Raw genomic sequence first — 15,337 nt, 5'->3', positions numbered from 1 at the left:
ACGGGTCACGCGCTCAGGCGCCCGCGGCCGCGGGCGCCGCAGCGTCCGTCCCGGCGTCACGGGCCGCACGACGCTCGGCACGGCTGAGCGCCCGCCGGGTCGCGACGCGTCGCTGACGGGGGTCGAACGCATCGCGCAGGCCGTCACCGATGAAGTTGATGCACAGCGCGATCGTCACGATGAACAGACCCGGCCACCAGAACAGCCACGGACGCGTCGCGAACGCGGTCTGGTACTCGTTGATCAGGTTGCCGAGCGAGACGTCCGGGTACGTGATGCCGAAGCCGAGGTAGCTCAGCGCGGTCTCGAGCAGGATCGCCGAGGCCATGAGCAGCGTCGAGTTGACGATGATCACGCCGACCGCGTTCGGCAGGATGTGCTTGAACATGATCCGACCGCTGCTGGCGCCCGCGACCCGGGCCGCATCGACGAACTCGCGCTCGCGCAGCGAGAGGAACTCCCCGCGTACGAGCCGGGCCATGGACGTCCAGGAGACCAGCGCGAGGGCGATGGCCAGCGTGAAGGGGCTCGCGCCGCCCACCCAGGCACCCAGGATCGCGCCGATCATGATCACCGGGATGGTGATGACCATGTCGGTGAACCGCATGAGCAGGTTGTCCGTGCGCCCCCGGAAGAAGCCGGACAGCGCGCCGAGCGCGATGCCGATGACCGTGGCCACGAGCCCGATGACGACCATGACGAGCAGCGACTGCTGGGTGCCGCGCATGACGAGCGCGAACACGTCCTTGCCGAGGTTGTCCTGGCCGAAGGGGTGCTCACCGACGGTGAGCCCGCCGCTGAACGACAGCGTCGGCGACCCGCCGTCGACGATCGGGGGCAGGTCGGTGATGGTCCACTTCCACCAGCCGGGGATCGGTCCCCAGCCGATGGAGGTCGTCGCGAGCAGCACGACGAACGTCAGGATCGCGGCCGCGATGATGGCACCGCGGTGCCGCACGAAGCGACGCAGGACGATGCGCCCCTGCGAGAGACCCTCGACCTCCTTGAGCTCGATGGCGTTCTCGACGACGTCGTGGTGCTCCGGGTCGATCTGGGGCGAGAGAGGCGTGGGGGCGGTCATGCGTTCACCCGGATCCTGGGGTCGAGAGCGGCGTAGACGAAGTCCACGACGATGTTGGCGAGGACGAGCATCGTGCCGACGACGAGGAAGTACCCCATGATCGGGTCCGCGTCCCTGGCGTTCAGGGAGTGGATGAACAGCGAGCCCATGCCGCTCCAGGAGAAGATCCGCTCGGTGATGATCGCACCGCCGAAGAGCGCGGCGATGTCCAGCGGGACGATCGTGGCCAGCGGGATCAGCGCGTTGCGGAACGCGTGCCGCACCGTGACGACCCGCTCGGGCAGGCCCTTGGCCCGTGCCGTGCGGATGTAGTCCTGGTTCATCACCTCGAGCAGGCTCGCCCGGGAGTACCGGGTGTAGCCCGCGAACGAGATGAGGATCAGGGCGATCGTCGGCAGCACGAGGTGCGTGAAGGTGTCCAGGGTCGTGACCCAGTAGTCACCGGACAGGCCCGGGGTCTGCGAACCGATCGTGGCGATCGGGCGGCCGTTGATCTTGGTCGAGTTCGAGTACTTGTACCAGACCTGCATGACTCGGTCGACGTAGGTCAGACCGCCGACGACGAACGCCGTGATGGCGGCGTTGCGCATCGACTGCCCGCGATCCGGACCCCCGAAGAGGAAGCCGACGAGCACTCCGACAGCCACGGCGACGACTGCCAGACCCACGATCATCAGGGCCGTCACGTCGACGAACGCATACTGCAGCGGGTACCAGAGCGCCACACCGATCGCGACGACGGTCAGCGACGAGTACAGCGCGCGCTTGTCCTGCAGCCCCGTCGTCAGCGCCGTGACACCGACTGCCGCGCCGGCACCGAGCACACCGATACCGGCCATGCCCAGGCTCGGGTCGAGCAGCCAGCCGCTGGCGGTCACCGCCCACAGCACCGTGGCGGTCGCGAGGGTCGAGACGCCGAACGTCAGGAGCCGCTGCCGCCGTGGCCCGGCGATCAGCGCCTGCCAGATGGCGCCGCCGATCACCGACAGGAGCGCGATCGTCCCCCACGTCAGCGTCGGGTCGGCGAGGAAGTCGTTGAAACCGATGGCGCCCCACAGCTTGAGCAGCACGGCGACCCAGAACGAGGGCAGCGAGTACAGGACGAACGACAGGAACGTCACCGAGTAGTCGAAGCCCGTGTACTGGCGCAGTGCCGACACGATGCCCACGGTCACGCCGAGCACGATCGCCAGCACCGTGGCCAGGGCGATCAGCTTGACGCTCGACGGGATCGCCGTCGAGAGCATCGCGGTGACCTCCTGGCCGGTGACCCAGCTCGTGCCGAGCGTGCCCTTGCCGATCAGGTAGCCCAGCACGCCGCCGACCCACTTGAAGTAGCGGATCACCGGCGGGGTGTCGAGGTCGAGGGCGCGGATGCGCGCCTGGATGAGCTGCTCCTTGTTCGGAGCGCTGCTGGCGTAGAGGTCCTCGAGCGGGTCGAGGGCGTAGGCCAGGAGCATGTAGACGATGAACGTCGCCCCGAGGAGGACGATCGCGGAGGACAGGAGCCGGCGACCGATGAAGGTCAACGTCGGCGCACTGACGCTCAGGCGTCGGCGCCGGGGGGTCGCGCCGGAGGCCGCGGATGTGACCGCGGTTCCTGCCGGCACGCTCGTCTCAGAGGTGACCATGGGGTCCAAAACCTCGCTCGCGTGGGATGGGCGAAAGTGGTGCGACGAATGATTCTACGAGCGGAAGGGGGGTGCCACGGCCGGTGTGGCCGCGACACCCCCCTCACCTGTGTGCTACTGCGCTGCGATCAGACCGAGGTCACGAGGTGGCCGAGTCGGACGCCGTGATCTCCCAGTCCCAGTAGTTCCAGAAGATGCTCGGGGACAGCGGGATCACCGAGACGCCGGAGAGCGCGTCACGGTGGGCCACGACGCCCGGGAACTGGAAGATCGGGATGCCGAACGCGTCCGCGTACAGCTGGGCCTCGATCTTCGTGGTGAGCTCCTGCTCGGTGGCGGCGTCGGCCGTCGCCATCTCCTTGTACCACTGGTCGACGTCGGCGTTGGAGTAGCCGGCGAAGTTGTTCAGACCACCGGTGACGTAGTTCGCCTCGGAACCGAGGGCGAAGGTGTTCGTCGACTGCCAGCCGAACAGCGACGCGTCGTATCCGTCGGTCGCCGTCAGCAGGCTGCCCCAGTTGTCGTCCCCGCCGTCGATGACGTTGAAGCCGGCCTGGGCGGCCGAGGCCGCAATGAGCTGGTACTCGTTGGCACGACGGACGTTCGACTTGCCGTACAGGAAGCGCACGTCGATCGGGCCGGTGACGCCGGCCTGCGCGAGCAGGTCCTTGGCCTTGGTGAGGTCGGTCTCGGCGTAGGCGTCCGAACCGTTGCCGGTCACGACGTCCTCGTACGTGGGCGAGCCCGGCACGACCGTGAAGGAGTCACGCGTGGTGGCGTCGGCCTGCAGCGGCTGGATGAGCTTCTCGATGATCTCCTGGCGGGGGATCGAGAGCAGGAACGCCTCGCGGACCAGGCGGGCCTTCTCGGCGTCGCCGCCGTAGGTCGCCGGGTCGAACGGGCCGCCGTTGTTGAAGATCAGGTCGACGTGCTCGAACGTGCCCTCGGGCGAGGACTCGTAGGAGATGCCGGAACCGGTCAGGCCGTCGAGCGTCTTGATGACGTCGACCGAGGACTGCGGCTGGATGAGGTCGACCTCACCGTTCTGCAGTGCCGTGACCGAGGCCAGCGGGTCCTCCGTGTAACGGATGGTGACCGTCTGCACCTTGGGCTTGGGGCCCCAGGTGTAGTCGTCACGGGCCGTCAGCGTGAGGTACTGGTTCTCCACGAAGTCCGAGATGACGTACGCGCTCGAGGAGAGGTACAGCTCCGGGTCGTCCGGCAGGGACGTGAAGTTGAAGGACTCGTTCCAGACCTTCGCGATCTTGGACAGCGCCGCGGTGTCGTTGTTCGCGAACGCGTCGATGATCGCCTGCTTGCCCTCCTCCGGGTCGTCGATGCCGAGCGCGAGCTTGGCGACGGCGTGCGCGGCGACCGGCGACGGCTGGAAGGAGATCTCCCAGTCGGAGCGCGGGGAGTCGTAGACGAGGGTGACCGAGCGGCCGTCGTCCGAGACCTCGGGGGCCTTGCTCACCAGGTTCATGGCCTGCGACGAGCCGTCGAAGTAGACGCCCGCGTCGATGGCGTCCTGGTTGGTGATGTTGCCGTCGTCGTCGTACTCCGGGGCGACGTTGTCGAAAGCGTCGTTCTGCGGGCCCCAGTAGAGGATGAGGTCAGCGGCGTCCACGGCCGTGCCGTCGGACCACTTGACACCCTCGTTGACCGTGTACTTGACGGTCAGCGGGTCGTCGGAGACCTTCTCGTACGTGCCGAAGTCCTCGCTCTTGACGAGGTTCAGGTCAGCGTCGTAGTAGTTGAAGTTCGCCGTCGTCATGTAGAGGACGTTCGTGTTCGTCGTCGCGTTGCCCGAGGACGTCAGGTTGTTCTGAGCGTAGAACGGCTGGTTCCAACCGACGTTGACCGACGTGTCCTCGACGATCTCCGACCCGGTGTCGGGGCCCGAGCATGCGCTGAGCACCACGGCGCCGGCAGCGAGCGCCGCGACGCCCGCGCTGATTCGCCTGATCTTCAATGTTCCTCCTGGGAAGGTGGTGGACGTGCGGTCACCGGCCCGTGTCGTCCGGCGCGAGCCGGCAGGGCCGGAGCGCGCAGGGACGTCCGCCGTGAGTGGTGCCACGCTAGCCACGGAACCCCGGGCATAACGGACACGGACGGTCGTCGGGGCCGGATCGTTACCTGATTGATACTGGGCGGTATGGTCCAAGATGCGAGACGAAGCCTGGCTGAAACATGCTGTTTACATGTCTGATCCGCATGGCGGGCCTCTGAGCCGTCTCAAATCCAAGACGCACCGCGGGCGGTTCTGCTATAAGACCACGGGCTGCCGCACGGGCATCCGACCGAGGCATGGATCAGGGGACGTGCGCCGGGGGCGCCCGCGTGGGTGGATGATGGCAGGTTGACGTCATGGCGCACCACGACCCGAAGGCCGACCTCCTCCGCTACCTGCAGGCGGCGCGCGACGCGCTGCTCTGGAAGCTCGACGGGCTCTCCGAGCACGACGCCCGTCGTCCGCTGACGCCGACGGGCACCAACCTCCTGGGCCTGGTCAAGCACGTGGCCAGCATCGAGCTCGGGTACTTCGGCGAGACGTTCGATCGTCCGTCCGGCGAACCGCTGCCGTGGTTCGCCGACGACGCCGAGCCGAACGCCGACATGTGGGCGACGGCCGAGCAGTCACGTGCCGACATCGTGGGGCTCTACCACCGGGCCTGGGCCCACTCCGACGCCACGATCGCGGCGCTCGACCTCGATGCGATCGGGCACGTGCCCTGGTGGCCGGAGGACCGCGACGAGGTGACGCTGCACCGGATCCTCGTGCACATGGTCGCCGAGACCGACCGCCACGCCGGGCACGCCGACATCGTCCGGGAGCTCATCGACGGCGAGGTCGGCCTCCGTGCGGGCAACGACAACCTGCCGCCCGCAGACGCCGCCTGGTGGGCCGGCTACCGCGACCGGCTGGAGGCCGCGGCACGCGAGGCGTCGGCCGAGAGCTGAGCGCCCGCGGCCGAAAGCTGCGCGCCCGAGCACGTCATCCGCAGACGGCCGTGACGTCGTCCCCCGTGAACGGTTCCCGTCCAGCGGTCTTCGTCTCCGCGGGCGTCGGCACGGTGGCCGGATCGACGGTCGTCGTCGGGCTCGTTGCGCCCGTCGTCGCGGAGCCGGTCGGCGGGGTCGTCGCCGCACTCGTCGCCGCCGTGGTCGGCACCGTCGTCTCCGAGGCGACGACGGGCAGGTCCTGCACCATGTTCGACCACACGGTGTCGGCCGCCGACGTCCACACCACGCGGTTGGGGTCGGCCGGGTCCGGCCCGTTGGGAATCGTGAGGAACGTGATCCCCCCACCACTGAGGCTGCGCGCGCTGTAGGCGAGACCGACCATCGTCTGGACGGTCAGACCGCCGTCGGTGGTCAGCGAGCTGGTCGCCGCGGACATGAACGAGAGCAGCTCCGGAACGTCGGCCACGAGGTTCTTCGAGAGCACCTCGGTCATCACGGCCGACAGCAGACGCTGCTGGTTGCCGATGCGCGTCAGGTCGGAGCCGTCGCTGCCCACGACGTGCCGGGCGCGGGCGAACTGCAGCGCGGTGACCCCGTCCAGGTGCTGGTTCCCCGCCGCGACGTTCAGGCCGGTGTACTTGTCCTGCATCGCATCCGGGATGCAGATGTCGACCCCGCCGATCGCGTCGATCATCTGCTGGAACCCGGCCATGTCGACGACGGCCACGTGGTCGAGCGTCAGCCCGGTGTTCTCCTGCACCGCGCTCATCGTGCAGGCAGCGGCCGAGGCGATGTCGCCCCCGAGCGACCACCCGGTGGCGAACGCCGAGTTGAACTGCGCCTTCGAGGACGTCCGGGAGGTCTTGCCGTTCGTCGCGGTGCAGGACGGCATGCGCACCATCGAGTCGCGCGGGATCGACACCAGCTCGACGCGGGTCCTGTCCGCCGAGATGTGCGCGACGATCGTGGTGTCGGAGGCCATGCTCGAGTTCGCGCCACCGATCGCCTCGTTCTCCCCGGTGCGCTGGTCCGAGCCGATCAGCAGGATGTTCACCGGCGAGCCCGCGTTCGGGTCGTCCGGGTCCGGCTCGCGGGTCACGCTCGGCGAGGCGGCGACGACGAGCCCGTCGAGGTCGATCTTGTCGACGTTGCTCTGCAGACGCAGCGCCACCGAGGCCGCGGCGCTGGCACCGAAGGCGAGCACGGCCGTCAGCACGAGCCCGAGGGCGCGGACGACCGGGCGGCCCTGCCGTGAGCGCGTGTGACGGACGACAGACCTTCGGCGCGACTTGCGGTGACGTTCGGGCACGGCCCGAGGTTAGGCGCTCCGAGCGCGCCGAGGCTCGACTCGGCACCGTGTCGCCTGTGAGTCGCAGCGTCGACGTGCAGGCAGGCCGCGACGATCGGTCAGGTTTCGAGAAGCGGAGGGGACCCGGCCGTTCCTAGCCTGGTCGCGCACCCGCAGGCACGCACGAGGAGGACCCGCCATGGACACGACGCAGCAGCCGTCCCGACGCCCGACCGCCGCAGACGCCGAACCCGACGGCTTCACGGCGGAGGAGCGCGCCGCCATGAAGGAGCGGGCCCGAGAGGTCCGGGCCGACAAGCGGCGCCGCGCGGGAGCGTCGAAGGCGGACCCCGAGGCCGAGGTGCTCGCCACGATCGCCGGGCTGCCGGACGCCGACCGTGCACTCGCCGAGGCGATCCACACGATCGTCCGGGCCGACGCCCCCGACCTGGCGCCACGGCTCTGGTACGGCATGCCCGCCTACGCCCGGAGCGGCAAGGTGATCTTCTTCTTCCAGCCTGCCTCGAAGTTCAAGGCCCGCTACGCCACGCTCGGCTTCAACGACGAGGCGCGACTCGACGACGGCGCGATGTGGCCCACGGCGTTCGCCCTGACGAGTCTGACCGCCGCGGTGGAGGACACGATCCGCGAGCTGGTGACCCGAGCAGCCGGCTGATGCCGGCCCGACCCCTTCGCTATCGTGGGTCGATCCACACGCGCTCGTGACGGGGGCAGCCATGTCGGTACGTGTCGACCTGAACATCTCGCTCGACGGCTTCGCGACCACGACGGACCAGACACCCGAGAGACCGTTCGGCGAGGACTGGCCGCGCCTCGTCGGCGCCTACACCGCCACCAGGACCTTCCGGGAACGCGTCCTGCACGACACCTCGGGCGAGGGCACGACCGGCGTGGACGAGACGTACGCGCGGTCCTACTTCGCCGAGGTCGGCGCAGAGATCATGGGTGCGGGCATGTTCGGGCTGCACAACCACCCCGACGACCCCGACTGGCGAGGCTGGTGGGGCGACGAACCTCCGTTCCGGGTCCCGGTGCTCGTCCTCACGCACACCCCGCGGCCGTCGCTCGAGATGGCCGGCGGCACGACGTTCCACTTCCTGTCCGCAGCGCCCCGTGAGGCGCTCGACCGGGCACGGGAGGCGGCCGGGGGCAAGGACGTCCGGGTCGGTGGCGGACCCACCGTCGTGCGCGACTTCCTCAAGGCCGGCCTCGTCGACCAGCTCCACGTCGCGATCGCGCCGATCCTGCTCGGTCGCGGCACACGCCTGTGGGACGACCTGCGCGGGCTGGAGTCCGGTTACGAGGTCACCGCCGAGACGGCCGAGAGCGGCACCATCCACCTGACGTTCCGGCGGTAGGGCACGCGGCTGCCGCCTCGACGACGGCCGAGACACCTCGCCGCGTCGCGGCACCGATCAGCGAGCGTCCTCGCCCGAGGTGATCGAGCCGCGCCACGTCCGAAGCCGTCGCTGGGCGCCCTCCGGAACTCCTGCCAGCGTGAGGAACGCGACCAGGTCCAGGCCTGCGAGCGCATCCCGGAACGCCTGTTCGGTGCTCGAGCCCCGGCGCGCGAGGATCGCCTCACGCGCGGGCTCGTCGTTCTCACGTCCGCTCGCCGCAGCGAGCGCATCGGCACGACGCACCGTCTCCAGGTAGTCGTCCACGATCGCGTCAGACTCCACGCCGACGACGCTGAGCAGGAGCATCGCGACGAGGCCGGTCCGGTCGCGTCCCGACATGCAGTGGAAGAGGACTCCGCCCTCGCGCGCCCCGGCCACGGCCTCGAGCGCGGCGCCGGCACGCTCGGGCATGGCGGCCAGGTGGGGCAAGAAGTGGGCAGCGGTGCCCCACAGCCCGCTCTCCGCGTAGTCGTGCCAGAAGTCGACGTTCTCCAGGCCGTCCAGGTCGACGTGCACGGTGACCACCCAGTCGGGCCGGGTGCACTGGTCCCGCTCCCGCTCGGCAGCCTGCCGAAGATCGACGACGGTGCGAACTCCGAGCCTGTGGAGCTCGCCCCACCCGCGGGCCGTCAGGGCATCGACGTTCTCGGAGCGGAAGAAGACCCCGCGCGGCGTCGCGCCGCCCCCGCGCAGGGGAAGGCCGCCGAGGTCCCGCGCATTGACGAGGCCGTCGACCGCCAGAGCTCGCACGGGGACACCGTACGACGCGTCCGCCGGACCCACGGCAGGCATCGGCCGCTGACCCTGCTACACGTTGGAGCGCCCCGGTCGCGTTCGTGGTGCGCGAAGTGGCGACCCCCACCTACGCGGAACAGCTCGGCGTCCTCGACTCACGCGACCTGCAACGGCGCGATCGCGGCGATCTGGTCCGCAACCCGATCCTCGGCGAGGTCCAGGTCGTACCGCGCCTGGAGGCTCAGCCAGTAGGCCGCCGACGTGCCGAAGAACTTCGCCAGCCGGAGCGCGGTGTCTGCCGAGACGCTCCGCTTGCCGTGGACGATCTCGTTGATCCGTCGTGGAGGTACGCCGATCGAGACGGCGAGCCTGTGCTGCGTGATGCCGAAGCCGTCGAGGAAGTCCTCCTGGAGCACCTCGCCCGGGTGGATCGGCGCGATCTTGTCGTTCACCTCAGTGGTAGTCAACGATCTCGACCTCCTCAGGGCCAGCGACGGTCCACGTGAAGCAGATCCGCCACTGGTCGTTGATCCGGATGCTGTATTGGCCGAACCGGTCGCCCCGCAGCTGCTCCAGCCGGTTTCCCGGTGGCACCCGCAGGTCCTCGATCGACTCCGCGGCACCGATCTGCCGGAGCTTGCGCAGAGCGACCCTCTCGACCCGCGGATCGAGAGACGGGACTCGGTGGCGTCGCCACAGGCGTTCGGTGTCCTTGCTGGCGAACGACCGGATCACAGTCAGGACCGTATAACGCGATGCGTCATGAACGCTAGACGTTAAGCGGAACCGCGCCACGTCGCAAGGCAGCGTCTGCGTCGGGCTGCCTCCGGCTGCCCGGCGCAGATGCTTGGCTCTTCCCATGCAGATCTTCCATCTGACCCATCGTGACGACTGGAACGCGGCGTTGGTACACGGCACCTACGCGATCTCGACCCGGGGCGCGAGCCTGCAGGACGTGGGCTTCGTCCATGCCTCGTATGCTCACCAGCTCGGTCCCATGGCCGAGTTCGTCTACGCGCGGGACGACGCCGAGCTCTGCGTGCTGGTTCTCGACCCGTCCGCGATCCGCGCTGCCGGCACACATGTCGTGGACGGGGACGGCGGGGACGGCGAGCTGTACCCGCACATCTACGGCCCGATCACCCCCGAGTTCGTCACCGAGGTCCGGCCCGCCTGGTTCGACGCCGAGGGCCGCTTCCACTTCTGACGGCAGACCTCCGCCACCAGGGCACGCGGGCGACAGCGGTGCGAGCACGCCGCTCGCATGCCTCGGGACGCCCGTCCGACCTTGAGATCGTGGTTGGCCTCGGCCGTACTACACGTTGAAGCGGAACTCCACGACGTCGCCGTCGACCATCACGTAGTCCTTGCCCTCGATACGGGCCTTGCCTGCCGCGCGGGCCGCGGCGACGGAGCCGGCGTCGACGAGGTCCTGGAACGAGACGACCTCGGCCTTGATGAAGCCCTTCTGGAAGTCGGTGTGGATGACACCGGCCGCCTGGGGCGCCGTCCAGCCCTGGTGGATCGTCCAGGCACGGGCCTCCTTGGGCCCCGCCGTCAGGTAGGTCTGCAGGCCGAGGGTGTGGAACCCGACGCGCGCGAGCTGGTCGAGGCCGGCCTCGTCCTGACCGTTGTCGGCGAGCATCTCCTTGGCCTCGTCGGGCTCGAGCTCGACGAGCTCGGACTCGAACTTGGCGTCGAGGAACACCGCGTCGGCCGGCGCGACGAGCGCGCGCAGCTCGTCCTGCAGGGCCGTGTCGGCCAGGCCTGCGTCATCGGTGTTGAACACGTAGATGAACGGCTTGGCGGTCATCAGCTGGAGCTGGGCGAGCTGCTCGGGGTCGATCCCGGCGGCCTTCGCACCCTGGAAGAGGGTCTGCCCCTGCTCGAGCACGGCCTGAGCGGCCTGGGCGGCCTCCAGCAGCGCGGCGTCGACCTTCTTCGCCCGGACCTCCTTCTCCAGTCGCGGGACGGCCTTCTCCAGCGTCTGCAGATCGGCGAGGATCAGCTCGGTGTTGATCGTCTCGATGTCGTCCTTCGGCGAGACGCGACCGTCGACGTGCACGACGTCCGGGTCGGCGAACGCGCGGGTGACCTGGCAGATCGCCTCGGCCTCACGGATGTTCGCCAGGAACTTGTTGCCGAGCCCCTCCCCCTCGGAGGCGCCCTTGACGATGCCGGCGATGTCGACGAACGAGACGGTCGCGGGCAGGATCCGCTCGGAGCCGAAGATCCCGGCGAGCGTCTCGAGCCGCGGGTCGGGCAGCGGCACGACGCCCACGTTCGGCTCGATCGTCGCGAACGGGTAGTTCGCCGCGAGGACCGACGCACGCGTCAAGGCGTTGAAGAGGGTGGACTTGCCGACGTTGGGCAGGCCGACGATGCCGATGGTGAGTGCCACGGGCGACGAGTCTACGGGCGCCCCGCCCGCAGGCCGACCGGTCGTCGTCGCGGGCGAGCGCTCAGGCGAACGAGCGCAACCTGGCCAGCAGTCCGGGGGCGGTACGGTCCAGCGAGCGGCCGCCGACCTGCACGCCCGTGACCAGCAGCGCGGCACCGAGCGCGGGCCCGAGCACCAGCGCGACCCAGCCCAGGGCGGGCATGTCCCGGGCCACCGCGAGCACCCCGAGCACGATCACCGGCGACGAGAGCAGCGCGACCGCCGACCAGCCGACCATCTGGGAGGTGAAGGCGGCCAACGAGGTGCCCTGCCGCGTGGTGAACGGGTTCTGCCCCGGCTCCTGGACCGGGTAGACCACGAGGGCCGAGACCACGCTGGATCCGCCGAGCGCAGTGAGCAGCACGCCGACCGTCGCGCCGAGCACGGCCGGCAACGCCTCGGGCCGGCCCGTGAGCAGCGCACTGGCGACCGCTGCCACCAGCGCCACGGGTCCGGCGACCACCAGGGCCGCCACGGCTCTCCCGGCCCGGTCGACCCGGCCGGGCAGCGGCGCGGCGACGTGCGTCCAGAACGCGGTCCCGTCGAAGGCGACGTCGGCGGAGATGCTCCACCCCATGAGGAACGCCACCAACGGACCGGCCAGCAGCAGCGCCTGACCCTCCACCCCGACCAACCAGAGCATGAGCACCACGAGCGGCACCGTGGCGACCGACGCGGCGTAGCGAGGATCGCGGACCCAGTACGTCAGGCACCGGGCGACGACCGCCCCGAACGGCGTGCCCGGCACCCGACCGAACATCCCGACCCCGTGCTTGTGCGTGGCCGAGGCGTCGCGCGCCGGGTGCACCAGCGCGTAGCCGAGCGCACGATCCCACGCGACGGCGAGCACGAGCAGCGAGACGAGCCCGAGGAGCAGGCGGAGCACCGCGGCGCCGGGGGCACCGGCCGCCACGTCGGCGGGCACGGCCCAGAGCGCACCCATCGGCGTCCAGGCGACCACGTCGGCGACCCGCTCGAGCGCACCCGTCGCGGTCGCAGCGACACCTTCGCCCAGCCGGGACATCAGGGGGCCGAGCAGCACGAGCGGAAGCACGGCGACGACGGCGGCGAGCTCACGGACCCGGCGCCTGCCCACGACCCGCGCCAGCAGCGTCGTCGTCGCCCGCGAGCCGACGACGCACAGCGCGACCGTGAGCACCGCGCACGGCACCGCAGCCGCGAGCGCGGCAGGGGTGCGCCACCAGACGCCCGCCAGGGCGAGCACCGCGAGCACCGTGAACAGACCGGGCAGCCCGACGAGCGCCGCGACGGCCAGGCCGGCCACCAGGCGGCGGCGCGGGATCGCGAACGTCACGAAGCGCAGCGGGTCGAGCGTGGCGTCCACACCGAAGGCGACGAGCGGGACCACCCACCAGCCGAGCACGAGCACACCGCCCAGCAGCACGGTCACCTCACGCTGCAGGCCCACGTCCTGCACGCTGAGCGCGGCGGAGGCGGCCACGACCACGGCCAGCGCCCCGAGGCCGTAGAACGCACCGATGACCAGCCCGACGACCTGCCACGGGCTGCGTCGCAGGCCGTTGCGCAGCAGCGCGAGCTTCAGACGGACGAGGTGCGCAACCACGCGAGCCCTTCCCCGCCGACCCGCCCGCCGACGAGCTCGACGAACCGGTCCTCCAGGCTCGCGTCCCCCCGCACCGCGTCGACCGTGCCGGCGGCGAGCACCTGGCCGGCCGCGATCACTGCGACGTGGTCGCACATGCGCTGCACGAGGTCCATGACGTGCGAGGACACGATCACGCTGCCGCCCGAGCCGACGTACCCGGCCAGGATGTCGCGGATGTTCGCCGCCGAGACCGGGTCGACCGCCTCGAACGGCTCGTCGAGCACGAGCAGCCGGGGGGCGTGCACGAGCGCGCAGGCCAGCGCGATCTTCTTCGTCATGCCCGCCGAGTAGTCGACCACGAGCGTGTCGGCGTCGGCCCGCAGGTCGAGCGCGCCGAGCAGGTCGTGCGTGCGGGCGGCCACGGTGTCGCGGTCGAGACCCTGCAGCAGCCCCGCGTACGTGATCAGCTGGGCGCCCGTGAGCCGGTCGAACAGGCGCACGCCGTCGGGCAGCACACCGAGCATGCCCTTGACGGCGCCGGGATCGGCCCACAGGTCCCGCCCGTGCACCAGCACCGTGCCGAAGTCGGGGGTGAGCAGTCCGGTGGCCATCGACAGGCTCGTCGTCTTGCCGGCGCCGTTGGGCCCGACGAGGCCGTAGAACGATCCGGCCGGGACGACGAGGTCGACGCCGGCGACCGCGATCTTGGTGCCGAACCGCTTCCACAGTCCACGCAGCTCGAGGGCAGGCGGGGGCACGTCGACGGGGGGCACCCGGTCAGCATAGGGAGCCCGTCGGGCCCAGGACGCGCGTTCGGGCCACGGTGTGTGGGCGGCCGCTGGAAGGGTGGAGCCATGGAGATCGTCATCGCGGTCCTGGTCGGCGCCCTGCTCGGGCTCGCGGCCGGCGTCGTCATCGGCACGTCCCGGGCGTCGCGTGCCTCCGAGCAGCGGGTGCGCGACGCCGAGATCGAGGCCGTGGGGCTGCGTGCCCGGTTGGACGCCGAACGGTCGCTCGCGCAGCAGCGTGCGGCCGACGTCCAGGCTGACGGCGCCCGGCTCGCCGAGCAGTTCCGCGCGCTCGCCGCCGACGCGCTCACCACCAGTTCCGAGCAGTTCCTGGCCCTGGCGCACCAGCGCCTGTCGGCCAGCCACCAGACGCAGGTCGGCGAGCTCGCCCAGCGCGAGCAGGCCGTGCGGGCCATGGTCGAGCCGCTCGCCACGACCCTCGAGCAGGTGCGCACCCAGCTCTCGCACGCCGAGCAGGCACGGGCGGCCGGGCAGGCCGCTGTCGGCGAGCAGGTCAAGGCGATGCGTGCGGAGTCCGAGCACCTGCGGAACCAGACGGCACAGCTCGTCACGGCCCTGCGCTCCTCCCAGGTGCGCGGACGCTGGGGCGAGCTGCAGCTGCGCCGGGTCGTGGAGTCCGCCGGGATGCTCGCGCACGTCGACTTCGTCGAGCAGGAGCAGGTGCGCACGGACGACGGGCTGCTGCGCCCCGACATGGTGGTCAAGCTCGCAGGCGGCAAGAACGTCGTCATCGACGCGAAGGTCGCCTTCCTCGGGTTCCTCGACGCCGCGCAGACGGACGACGAGGCCGAGCGGGCCGCCCGGCTGGCCGCGCACGCCCGGCACGTGCGCAAGCATGTCGACGACCTGGCCGCCAAGCGCTACTGGGACCAGTTCGCGCCCGCCCCGGAGTTCGTCGTCATGTTCGTGCCCGCCGAGTCGTTCCTGCACGCGGCCGTCGAGCAGGACCCCTCGCTGATCGAGTACGCCTTCGAGCGCAACGTCGTCATCGCGACGCCCGTGACGCTGCTCGCCCTGCTGCGCACCGTGGCCTACGCCTGGCGGCAGGACGCACTGGCTGCGAACGCCCAGGCGGTGCTCACCCTCGGCAAGGAGCTGCACGGGCGGCTGGCCACGATGGGGGCGCACCTGGCCCGGCTCGGCCGGTCGCTGGACGCCGCTGCCGGCGCCTACAACCAGACCGTGTCCTCGCTCGAGACGCGGGTGCTGGTCAGCGCCCGACGGTTCGCCTCGCTCGACGTCGTGGACGGCGACCTGCCGACCCCGCCGACCGTGAACCCTCAGCTGTCGGCGGTCAGTGCGCCCGAGCTCCTTGCCTCGGTGACCGAGCAGGTCGTGCCGCTGCCCGAGCGCGCGCAGGAGGCTGCAGAGGCCTGAGCCCCGCAGGACCGCACGGTCAGA

At 70.6% G+C, this 15,337-nt stretch carries 15 protein-coding genes; 5 read left to right on the top strand and 10 right to left on the bottom strand.

Annotated features, from left to right (window positions below; translation table 11 throughout):
• Positions 1–13 precede the first annotated feature (13 nt).
• From BKA22_RS12660 to BKA22_RS12650, 3 genes are all read right to left on the bottom strand, one after another.
• Complete coding sequence (locus BKA22_RS12660; RefSeq protein WP_146953853.1) at positions 14–1,081, bottom strand: ABC transporter permease; 1,068 nt, start codon at positions 1,079–1,081, stop codon at positions 14–16.
• A complete protein-coding gene (locus BKA22_RS12655) occupies positions 1,078–2,712 on the bottom strand; it encodes an ABC transporter permease (protein WP_146953854.1) in 1,635 nt (544 codons plus the stop codon). The genes BKA22_RS12660 and BKA22_RS12655 overlap by 4 nt, the downstream gene beginning before the upstream one ends.
• A 139-nt stretch (positions 2,713–2,851) precedes the next feature.
• Positions 2,852–4,684, bottom strand: a complete 1,833-nt coding sequence (locus BKA22_RS12650) for an ABC transporter substrate-binding protein (protein ID WP_146953855.1) — start codon at positions 4,682–4,684, stop codon at positions 2,852–2,854.
• Positions 4,685–5,079: 395 nt separating this feature from the next.
• Between BKA22_RS12650 and BKA22_RS12645 the strand changes: the two genes are divergently transcribed.
• A complete protein-coding gene (locus tag BKA22_RS12645) occupies positions 5,080–5,673 on the top strand; it encodes a DinB family protein (protein ID WP_146953856.1) in 594 nt (197 codons plus the stop codon).
• A gap of 34 nt (positions 5,674–5,707) precedes the next feature.
• Here the strand turns inward: BKA22_RS12645 and BKA22_RS12640 are convergent, their stop codons facing one another.
• Positions 5,708–6,985: an LCP family protein gene (locus tag BKA22_RS12640; RefSeq protein WP_146953857.1), complete on the bottom strand. Its 1,278-nt coding sequence runs from the start codon at positions 6,983–6,985 to the stop codon at positions 5,708–5,710.
• Positions 6,986–7,163: 178 nt separating this feature from the next.
• Between BKA22_RS12640 and BKA22_RS12635 the strand changes: the two genes are divergently transcribed.
• Both BKA22_RS12635 and BKA22_RS12630 read left to right on the top strand, forming a co-directional pair.
• Positions 7,164–7,640: an iron chaperone gene (locus tag BKA22_RS12635; protein WP_146953858.1), complete on the top strand. Its 477-nt coding sequence runs from the start codon at positions 7,164–7,166 to the stop codon at positions 7,638–7,640.
• 61 nt (positions 7,641–7,701) lie between these two features.
• Complete coding sequence (locus BKA22_RS12630) at positions 7,702–8,343, top strand: dihydrofolate reductase family protein (protein WP_146953859.1); 642 nt, start codon at positions 7,702–7,704, stop codon at positions 8,341–8,343.
• Between the two features lie 57 nt (positions 8,344–8,400).
• Here BKA22_RS12630 and BKA22_RS12625 read toward each other — a convergent pair whose 3' ends face one another.
• The 3 genes from BKA22_RS12625 to BKA22_RS12615 form a co-directional block, all read right to left on the bottom strand.
• A complete protein-coding gene (locus BKA22_RS12625; RefSeq protein ID WP_223203660.1) occupies positions 8,401–9,135 on the bottom strand; it encodes a tyrosine-protein phosphatase in 735 nt (244 codons plus the stop codon).
• 140 nt (positions 9,136–9,275) lie between these two features.
• Positions 9,276–9,587 (bottom strand): HigA family addiction module antitoxin, encoded by a 312-nt coding sequence (locus tag BKA22_RS12620; protein ID WP_146953861.1) that lies wholly within the window; start codon positions 9,585–9,587, stop codon positions 9,276–9,278.
• On the bottom strand, positions 9,574–9,855 hold the full coding sequence (locus BKA22_RS12615) for a type II toxin-antitoxin system RelE/ParE family toxin (RefSeq protein WP_146953920.1): 282 nt from the start codon (positions 9,853–9,855) through the stop codon (positions 9,574–9,576). The genes BKA22_RS12620 and BKA22_RS12615 overlap by 14 nt, the downstream gene beginning before the upstream one ends.
• A 124-nt stretch (positions 9,856–9,979) precedes the next feature.
• On the opposite strand from BKA22_RS12615, the gene BKA22_RS12610 reads away from it, so the two are divergent.
• On the top strand, positions 9,980–10,327 hold the full coding sequence (locus BKA22_RS12610; RefSeq protein WP_146953862.1) for a DUF952 domain-containing protein: 348 nt from the start codon (positions 9,980–9,982) through the stop codon (positions 10,325–10,327).
• A gap of 108 nt (positions 10,328–10,435) precedes the next feature.
• Here the strand turns inward: BKA22_RS12610 and ychF are convergent, their stop codons facing one another.
• The 3 genes from ychF to BKA22_RS12595 all read right to left on the bottom strand — a co-directional run bounded on the left by ychF (position 10,436) and on the right by BKA22_RS12595 (position 13,900).
• Positions 10,436–11,521, bottom strand: coding sequence for a redox-regulated ATPase YchF (ychF, locus tag BKA22_RS12605; protein ID WP_146953863.1), 1,086 nt, complete (start codon positions 11,519–11,521; stop codon positions 10,436–10,438).
• Positions 11,522–11,582: 61 nt separating this feature from the next.
• A complete protein-coding gene (locus tag BKA22_RS12600) occupies positions 11,583–13,145 on the bottom strand; it encodes a hypothetical protein (protein ID WP_179561772.1) in 1,563 nt (520 codons plus the stop codon).
• Entirely contained in the window at positions 13,121–13,900 is a 780-nt protein-coding gene (locus BKA22_RS12595) for an ABC transporter ATP-binding protein (RefSeq protein WP_146953864.1), read from the bottom strand. Before BKA22_RS12595 ends, BKA22_RS12600 begins: the two co-directional genes overlap by 25 nt.
• Positions 13,901–13,981: 81 nt before the next feature.
• Between BKA22_RS12595 and BKA22_RS12590 the strand changes: the two genes are divergently transcribed.
• Positions 13,982–15,313: a DNA recombination protein RmuC gene (locus tag BKA22_RS12590; RefSeq protein WP_146953865.1), complete on the top strand. Its 1,332-nt coding sequence runs from the start codon at positions 13,982–13,984 to the stop codon at positions 15,311–15,313.
• Positions 15,314–15,337 lie beyond the last annotated feature (24 nt).

It is taken from the genome of Cellulomonas soli (assembly GCF_013409305.1).
Lineage (GTDB): Bacteria > Actinomycetota > Actinomycetes > Actinomycetales > Cellulomonadaceae > Cellulomonas > Cellulomonas soli.
This window is presented reverse-complemented; position numbering and strand designations above follow the sequence as displayed.